The sequence below is a fragment of the Candidatus Nitrosopumilus salarius BD31 genome, from assembly GCF_000242875.2.
GTDB lineage: Archaea > Thermoproteota > Nitrososphaeria > Nitrososphaerales > Nitrosopumilaceae > Nitrosopumilus > Nitrosopumilus salarius.
Map to the genome: position 1 here is coordinate 1 of NZ_AEXL02000078.1, position 7,472 is coordinate 7,472.

At 34.6% G+C, this 7,472-nt stretch carries 10 protein-coding genes; 4 read left to right on the forward strand and 6 right to left on the reverse strand.

Features of this window, described 5'->3' with window-relative positions; all coding sequences use genetic code 11:
* Together BD31_RS03715 and BD31_RS03720 are read left to right on the forward strand one after the other, a co-directional pair.
* The coding region (locus tag BD31_RS03715) for a CpaF/VirB11 family protein (protein WP_008298766.1) at nucleotides 1–743 on the forward strand (743 nt) is incomplete at its 5' end.
* Entirely contained in the window at nucleotides 740–1,492 is a 753-nt protein-coding gene (locus BD31_RS03720; RefSeq protein WP_008298775.1) for a type II secretion system F family protein, read from the forward strand. The genes BD31_RS03715 and BD31_RS03720, both read left to right, overlap by 4 nt.
* A 116-nt stretch (nucleotides 1,493–1,608) precedes the next feature.
* Here the strand turns inward: BD31_RS03720 and BD31_RS12020 are convergent, their stop codons facing one another.
* From BD31_RS12020 to BD31_RS03740, 4 genes are all read right to left on the reverse strand, one after another.
* Nucleotides 1,609–2,718 (reverse strand): cadherin-like domain-containing protein, encoded by a 1,110-nt coding sequence (locus BD31_RS12020; RefSeq protein WP_008298771.1) that lies wholly within the window; start codon nucleotides 2,716–2,718, stop codon nucleotides 1,609–1,611.
* A 423-nt stretch (nucleotides 2,719–3,141) separates the two neighbouring features.
* A complete protein-coding gene (locus BD31_RS03730; protein ID WP_008298777.1) occupies nucleotides 3,142–3,636 on the reverse strand; it encodes a thrombospondin type 3 repeat-containing protein in 495 nt (164 codons plus the stop codon).
* Between the two features lie 116 nt (nucleotides 3,637–3,752).
* Complete coding sequence (locus BD31_RS03735) at nucleotides 3,753–3,974, reverse strand: hypothetical protein (protein WP_008298781.1); 222 nt, start codon at nucleotides 3,972–3,974, stop codon at nucleotides 3,753–3,755.
* A gap of 167 nt (nucleotides 3,975–4,141) precedes the next feature.
* Nucleotides 4,142–4,999 carry a matrixin family metalloprotease gene (locus BD31_RS03740; protein ID WP_008298762.1) on the reverse strand — a complete coding sequence of 286 codons (858 nt, stop codon included), beginning with the start codon at nucleotides 4,997–4,999 and terminating at the stop codon, nucleotides 4,142–4,144.
* 150 nt (nucleotides 5,000–5,149) lie between these two features.
* On the opposite strand from BD31_RS03740, the gene BD31_RS03745 reads away from it, so the two are divergent.
* Entirely contained in the window at nucleotides 5,150–5,428 is a 279-nt protein-coding gene (locus tag BD31_RS03745) for a peptidylprolyl isomerase (protein ID WP_008298768.1), read from the forward strand.
* Nucleotides 5,429–5,430: 2 nt separating this feature from the next.
* Here the strand turns inward: BD31_RS03745 and BD31_RS10035 are convergent, their stop codons facing one another.
* The gene (locus BD31_RS10035; RefSeq protein ID WP_008298784.1) at nucleotides 5,431–5,580 is read right to left on the reverse strand and encodes a hypothetical protein; all 150 of its coding nucleotides are present in this window, start codon (nucleotides 5,578–5,580) and stop codon (nucleotides 5,431–5,433) included.
* Between the two features lie 105 nt (nucleotides 5,581–5,685).
* On the opposite strand from BD31_RS10035, the gene BD31_RS03750 reads away from it, so the two are divergent.
* Nucleotides 5,686–5,958: a hypothetical protein gene (locus tag BD31_RS03750; RefSeq protein WP_008298763.1), complete on the forward strand. Its 273-nt coding sequence runs from the start codon at nucleotides 5,686–5,688 to the stop codon at nucleotides 5,956–5,958.
* Here the strand turns inward: BD31_RS03750 and BD31_RS03755 are convergent.
* Nucleotides 5,955–7,361 (reverse strand): helicase-related protein, encoded by a 1,407-nt coding sequence (locus tag BD31_RS03755; protein ID WP_008298779.1) that lies wholly within the window; start codon nucleotides 7,359–7,361, stop codon nucleotides 5,955–5,957. The two genes, BD31_RS03750 and BD31_RS03755, sit on opposite strands and share 4 nt — an antisense overlap.
* Between the last annotated feature and the right edge of the window lie 111 nt (nucleotides 7,362–7,472).

The following is a 7,472-nucleotide window of genomic DNA, read 5'->3' on the forward strand; positions in this document are numbered from 1 at the left end:
GTGGCAAGACCACAGCGCTGAACGCACTGGCTACATTCATCAGACCAGGAGAAAAAGTAGTCAGTATAGAGGATACACAGGAACTAAATCTTCCTCATGAGAACTGGATTCCAGCAGTCTCAAGACAAAACTTTACAGATACGCAGGTAGGAGAAATAAATCAATTTGATCTTCTAAGGGCAGCTCTAAGACAAAGACCAGACATCATCATAGTAGGAGAGACACGAGGAAGAGAGGCATACACATTATTTCAAGCAATGGCCACAGGTCACGGAGGATTTTCTTCAATTCACGCCGATTCAGTAGATGCAACGCTGACAAGATTGACATCATCGCCAATGGATGTTCCAAAGGCTCTAATCTCAAACAGCCTTGATCTTATCACACTCCAACTAAAGATTAGAGTGGGAGACAAATCACTGAGAAGAATAATTCAGGTTTCCGAGATAGACGGAATTGATGAGACAACAGGACAAATTAAAACTCATGAAATTTTCAAATGGAATCCAAAAACAGATGTTCATGAATATATGGGAAATAGTGTAATTTTCAAAAAATTAAAAGAAAGAGATGGGGATACTGAAGAGAAGATCAATTATGAATTAACAAAAAGAAGATTGGCATTAGAGTGGATGGTAAAAAATGACATTCGTGATCATAAAGAAGTATCATCTAATGTGATGGACTACTATGCAGATCCTGAAAGATACTATGAGAGAAAAAGATTGGAGGTTCAACTATGAAACTCGTTGGAAGCAAACAAAAGAAGAAAATCCAAGAAGAATCAGTAGGACAATTACATGTCTATAGCTACAAACTGCTAAATGATCACGTAAAATTTTTGCATCCAAAATTAGTTTCATTGGATAAATCAATCAAACAGGCAATGATGCCAATTCCATTTGAGGTATATGTTTCAAGCATGGTATTTTTCAGCATGATTGCAGGTGCATGTGGTGCTGTCATGGGATTGATTGCATCACAGTTTATCAACATACAGCCAGCTAGCATGGGAATGATTCTTCCACTCTTGAGTGGATTAATGCTTTTTGGAATGACGTTTGGCATTTTACAAATGATTCCAGCAATTAAAGTAAAAAACAGATCAGCCAAGCTAATTGAAGAGATTCCTCATTTTATTGGATACATGTCAACTCTTGCAACAAGCGGTCTCACACTGGAAGGGATTTTCAAGGCAATTGCAAAGGAGGATACTGATGAAGACATCGTAAAAGATTCAAGATTTATTGTTAGAAATATAGATATTTTAGGAATGGATTTGATCAGCGCCATCAAAGATTTGGTCCATAGAACACCTCCAGGACCATATTCAGAACTTCTAGAAGGTGCAATCGTGACTGTCCAGTCAGGAGGAGATCTCAAGGAGTACTTTAACGCAACTGCCAAAGTTCAGCTTGAAGAAAAAAAGATGCTCATGCAAAAAACTACTGAATCTCTAGGCAGTGTTGCAGAAATTTACACGATTTACTGATTGTGTTTCCATTGCTTGCAGTAATCATGCTATCAATTATGGGAATTATGAGCCCTAGTCTTGCAGGATTTGATTTGTTGACGCTAATGAACATACTGACATTTGCAGTGATTCCACTAAGTGGGGTATTGATGCTTGTTATGATGGATACGATGGTGCCAAAGAGTTCCTAGATCACTTCCTTCAGAACATATTGGTGCGTCATTTACTGGATCAATAATTATTGAAACAGTTGCAATGTTACTGTCAAACTCCCCATCATTTACAAAATATGTAAACGAATCAGTTCCGAAATAGTTTTCATTTGGAGAATATTCGAATGTACCATCAGAATTAAAGACCAAGACCCCTTCTGAAACATCATCAATTAATGTAGCAATGATTGGATCATTTTCTGCATCACTGTCATTTGTAATGACATTATTACTTAGAACAGTGTCCTCATCAATAGAATACACGTCATCTTCTGCAACTGGAGGAGTATTATCACATGCATCACCTATTCCGTCACCATCTGAATCAGTTTGGTCCGCATTTGGTGTATTTACACAATTATCATTTCCATCTAGAATACCATCTTCATCTGTATCTTCACCTAATGGAGAAAATGCTGTCAATACTCGTATAAAGTCACCAGGAGTGGATGCCCTAAATGCAAGACAAATTGTATCTGCATCTGCAATTACAACATCGTCTTGATTGTTTTCAAGACCACGTAATCCAGGGTTTTGATATATTGCCCCTGTTGTTGCAGTGTCTTGAAAGACATCAGTTGCTTGGAGTCTAGATGTAGATGTGATAACAGCTTCAATATCTGCATCAAAATCAACACATCCTTCAATTCCTGAATTTACTGGATCATATGCAACATAATGGCTAGCATATGTGCCTGCTGGAAGTACTCCAGGATTTCCAGTAGTTGCTAGAATATCAACATCAAATGAAGAACCAAAGGATAGATTCTGTCCTTCATCAAATGCACGAAGGTTGTCATCGTTGAAATTATTGTTTCCAATTAATCCAATAGGAGGAGTCATTTTGATAAATTCACCATTTAGAGTAGATGCTGAATTGGCATAATCATAACTCAAACCAAAATCAACTGGCCCAACAAAACCATCTGTGATAAAGGCGTAAGAAGTATTTGGAATTGTCATTAGAAGTGTCATCAGTGCTCCAAGAGCAATTAGAGAAAACATGCTCTTAGAAATTGTATTTTTAGTCATTGAAGATTTTGATTAGGAAATTGTAGTTAAATGTAATTATTTGTAATGTTATATTGTTACAAAACAAATTTGATCGTTAAAATAATATAAGAAATTTTTTATTTACTTTTGAAATTCTGAAATCTTGTCTCAGGTTCATCTTGATTCATGTATGCTTTTTTTTCTTTATCTTCGCGTTGACTTCGGCCAAAAGATTTTCCTGTTATTCTTGCAGTAATTCCAACATTGTTTTCTTTTCCATGATTCTACTCAATAATTTTCAAATCTGAGTTCTTTATGAATCAAGAAACAATTGCTGAACTCGTCATCTCATAATGAAATTCAAAAAAGACATCAGGAACAAATCCTGCGAAGTCCAGACATCAGTTATGGAAGAAAATGGTGTATCTGTGCCTAAAAAATTGATTTGAAAAGAAAAAAGGATTATGGTGTAATAATCACCAAATCGTCTAAAGCATCTAATGGATCAGTTCCATCAACATTTACTTCTTGACCATCAGAAATTCCTCCACCATCAGTATCAGAATTTAATGGATCAGTTCCGTAAGTGTTAACTTCGGCGCCATCAGATAAGCCATCTGAATCTGTATCTGCAACTAATGGATCAGTTCCTAAAACAATTTCTTCGTCATCAGTTAATCCATCTCCATCAGTATCTACTGACTCTGGTTCAATGACTGGACAACCATCGTCTGGTGCTGGAATAATATCCATATCATGATTTTTCTCATGAGCTTTTACTGCTTTTTCTGGAATGCTGATCAGAACATATTGCAATTCCTCATCATCAAAATGACAAATGTCAATTTTGTTGTGTCCTGGTGCTGTGGCTTTATCGGCCATTGCAGGAGCAATTGTGGAAATTCCCATCATAATTGCAAACATTGTGATTGCAGTTATTGCTAATCTTTTTGTCATTAATCATACAATTATAGAATTTTTCATAAGGTCACCGCTGTATTTTTGAACAAAATAAACTATTGAAACTGAATTGGCATGAACATAATTGAACAAAAATGAAGATAAGCAACTTTTCAAATTAGGAATTCTTCAGAATGAATCTTTGTCATTTTTGATCCAATAGAAATTCTTTTATTTATTCTTGCCAACGAGCGATTTGCTATTTTTTCTCCATATTCTTCTCTTAATTGAGACATCATCATTGAGCGAACTCTGCCAAACCGAAGTTTTTCAGAAATAATTTTTTCCTCACATTCTAATTCAATATTTAGATTTTTATTCTTTTTTTCAACCACCAATCAAAGTGCGAGACATGTATCAAAAAGTAAATGATGTTCAAAAAATACAACAATATGAAAAACCATTAGAAATTCTCTAAAATGTCCTATTTGCACATAAATTCTATTTTGAAGCTGAAAAGATGTAGCATAGAAGTAAAAATGGAACTTTAATGAAAAATCAACTAGTAAAGACGATTAACACCAGCAATATCGCCCGTGTAAAGATCACGTTTTATGGTTTCACCATTACTAGCATAAGCATACATTGTTTCTAGCGTACATGTTGAATCTGGGTGCCCCATTCCCACAGCATGCCCAATTTCGTGGGTTGCAATATTATCAAAGTCCATTGAATTTGAATCACCATTATCACTCCAACTAAATGACACAACATCATACACTTGATCCCATTCTGCAATGTATCTTTGTGACGGTGGGCCTGAAGTAGTTCTCCAAACCCATGTAGCTGCAATTACTCCATCTTCAGCAATATCTCCAAAGGCAACTTCATTCTGGTCATTCATAGATTTACCAATAGAGTTAACATCAACTGTAATTGAAGAATCCAAATTTCCCATAATTGCATTAGATGCACCATCAGCAGTTTCCCATTCGTTAACTGCATTTATCAAAATTCCAGTCACATCAATTCCAGAGGGAGCATTAACTGTAGATACATTCCATGGTTCTTCTGCTCTCCATTTAGCACCTGAAGTGATGTATGAATAACACGAACTTGTTCCACTTCCACTGCCTCCACCACCTTTACCGTTACCATTACCAGGGGTTCCACTTGGTTTTGCAAATTCTTGTTCAGAGAAAACATACAATGTTCCTTGCAAGAGTTTTCCATCATGGACTTTGTATCCAATATCAAATACACCAGGTCCAATTTTTTTAGCATTTTCAGGAATAGAAACTACTGCCATCTCTTTTGCTTTAGAACTTGCTTGTTCAGGAACTGAGAAAGCAGGAGTAATAGAAAGAGTAGCAGCTAGGGCAAAAATTAACATAAAAGATAGAAGTTTTGTATGATTCACTAACAGTTTGTTTCAAAATTAGCATTTAATGTTTCCGTGTCATTCATCTATGTTACACATTTAGATTCAAATCTGTTGAGGCTTGAACCTTTCTAAGAGATAAAATGAGATGCTAAACAATTAAGACATGGAATAATTTTAGAATCATAAATGGCAGCTAAAGTAAAATGCTCTCATATCTTGGTGGCAAAGCAGAGTGAATCACTAGCCATACTAGAGAAGATCAAAAAGGGTGAAAAATTTGGAAAATTAGCAAAAGAATTCTCCATAGATACAGGTAGCGGAAAAAAAGATGGCAATCTAGGCTATTTTACTAAAGGTATGATGGTAAAACCATTTGAAGATGTTGCATTTAAATTACAAATTGGGGAGATATCTGAACCAGTAAAAACTGAGTTTGGATATCATATTATCAAAAGATTTGAGTGAGATTATACAGATTTTGATTGTTTTACTTTCTCAAAATCATCGTTAATTTTCTGACTAATTTTGTCAAAATCAGCGCGGATTTGTTTGTGGAGTTCCCTTTCTTTTTGAATCAAAATTTTCATTTCTTTTGTTTTGTTAGATTTAGCCATCATATCTAATGCCCAGATTAAGTTTAGAATGTGATTATCAATTTCAGCATCTAAAAAACCAAAATAAAATACACAACATTATTTTCCACCATAGTCATAGAGAAAATAATGGTATTAACACAGAAAAACCTAGAAGATATTCTAGGATTTGTAGAAAAATCAATTAATAATTTGGCGAAAGAAACATTTGAAAATTTAGAGATAGAAGGAGGAATCAAAGGAATGGAAAATTTTCTTCAAAATCAATTTGATGTGAGATTAGAGAATTTACTTGGAGCAAAAAACAGTAGCATTCATCATTTAGAATCACAAATGAAAAACATAGTAATACAAAGAAAGCAAAATATATTTGAAGAAATTTTTAACCAATACAAAAACTAGAGAAATGCATCTAGTCCATTTTTTTGTGATTCTATCTCTTGATTTTTCTTCAATACATTAGTCATTTTATCACCCATAGATTTGGCAGAAGTCATCTTTCGTTTCCCTATCCAATAATATGTTTCATCTATCGTATTTTTAGCAATCAGCACTACTAGTTTACCAGTATCTTTTCTTCCAGTTCTACCTCGTCTTTGAATATATCTTACAGAGCTTGGAACATTATCATAGAAAATCACTTGATTTACTTCTGCAATATCTAAACCTTCTTCACCAACACGAGTTGCAATTAATACTCTAAAAAGGCCATCTCTAAATTTTTGCACGATTTCTATTTGCTTTTTTTGTTTTAGTCCTGCCTCTCCTGCCTTTCCAATTAAAATTCCTGCAGAAATTCCCTGTTCAGTGAGTTTATTGTAAATCAAATCCACAGAGTCTCTATAACTTGTAAAAATCAAGGCCTTACCAGGAACAGATTCAAGAATTTCTTTTAGTTTAGGAATCTTAGAATGTTCAATTCCTCTTGATTGTGCTTCCTTTGCAAGATGTATTGCCCTAGTAAAGTTAGGATCAACCTCAAAGAGATCTTTTACACCTACACCTTTTTTTGCTTGAGCACGCTCACAAAATTTCAGAAAAGGAGTAATCCCATGAGCCTCAAGTATGTTTAGGGCATAATGGATTCGAATAGCAGTGAATAACGGTTTTGCAGAGCGTCTGTTCTGATTTAGGACAAACTGTCTGATTCTAAGTAGAGCTGAAAGAGATTGTTGTTCTGCCAGTTTTATCCCATTCTTTCTCAGTACATCATATCTTTCATCTAATGCTAATTTTAACAATGTTTGAATTGCTTTAAGTTCTGGTGGAAGTTCTACATTAATCCATTCAGTATGAGTTTCCTGTGTGTATGGTTTTACATCAGGACTATCTTCATTTCTTTCGGCAACACAAGAAATTCTTAATCGAGATAGAATTTCAGTGGCTTTGTCTTTTTCACTTGGAAGTGTAGCAGTCATCCCAACAATTCTGACTGTTGAATTTTCAAATCTTTCTGCAATTCCAGAATAAGCATAGTCACCAATAGTTCTATGGACTTCATCAAAAATAACAAGACTGAATTGATTAGGAGAGATGATTTGTCTATTTAGATCATTTCTAGCAATTTCAGGAGTAGCACAAATTATACTATTATTCCAAAGTTTTGTTCGTTTTTGAATTGGATCCTCTCCAGTAATTAACGAGATATCATCCAATGTAAGATGTGTTTTTAAAAATTCATAATGTTGGTTAACTAAGACTTTGGTTGGGGCTAAAAATAAGACTGCCCCATCTCCTTTTGACAAATAGTCTGCGATTATTTGTAATGCAATTGCTGTTTTTCCAAGACCGGTAGGTAAAACCACAATACAATTTTCTTTGATTGCCTGACTAGCAAGATTTACTTGATAGTCTCGTTTCTCTATAGAATCTTTTTTTTACATATTTTTTTCTCAATATACTGCATCAATCTACTC

Coding starts and splice junctions, on each gene's coding strand:
- BD31_RS03745 (WP_008298768.1), top strand. CDS start 5,150: ATGGCAGCTAAAGTAAAATGCTCTCATATCTTGGTGGCAAAGCAGAGT.
- BD31_RS03720 (WP_008298775.1), top strand. CDS start 740: ATGAAACTCGTTGGAAGCAAACAAAAGAAGAAAATCCAAGAAGAATCA.
- BD31_RS12020 (WP_008298771.1), bottom strand. CDS start 2,718: ATGACTAAAAATACAATTTCTAAGAGCATGTTTTCTCTAATTGCTCTT.
- BD31_RS10035 (WP_008298784.1), bottom strand. CDS start 5,580: ATGATGGCTAAATCTAACAAAACAAAAGAAATGAAAATTTTGATTCAA.
- BD31_RS03750 (WP_008298763.1), top strand. CDS start 5,686: ATGGTATTAACACAGAAAAACCTAGAAGATATTCTAGGATTTGTAGAA.
- BD31_RS03730 (WP_008298777.1), bottom strand. CDS start 3,636: ATGACAAAAAGATTAGCAATAACTGCAATCACAATGTTTGCAATTATG.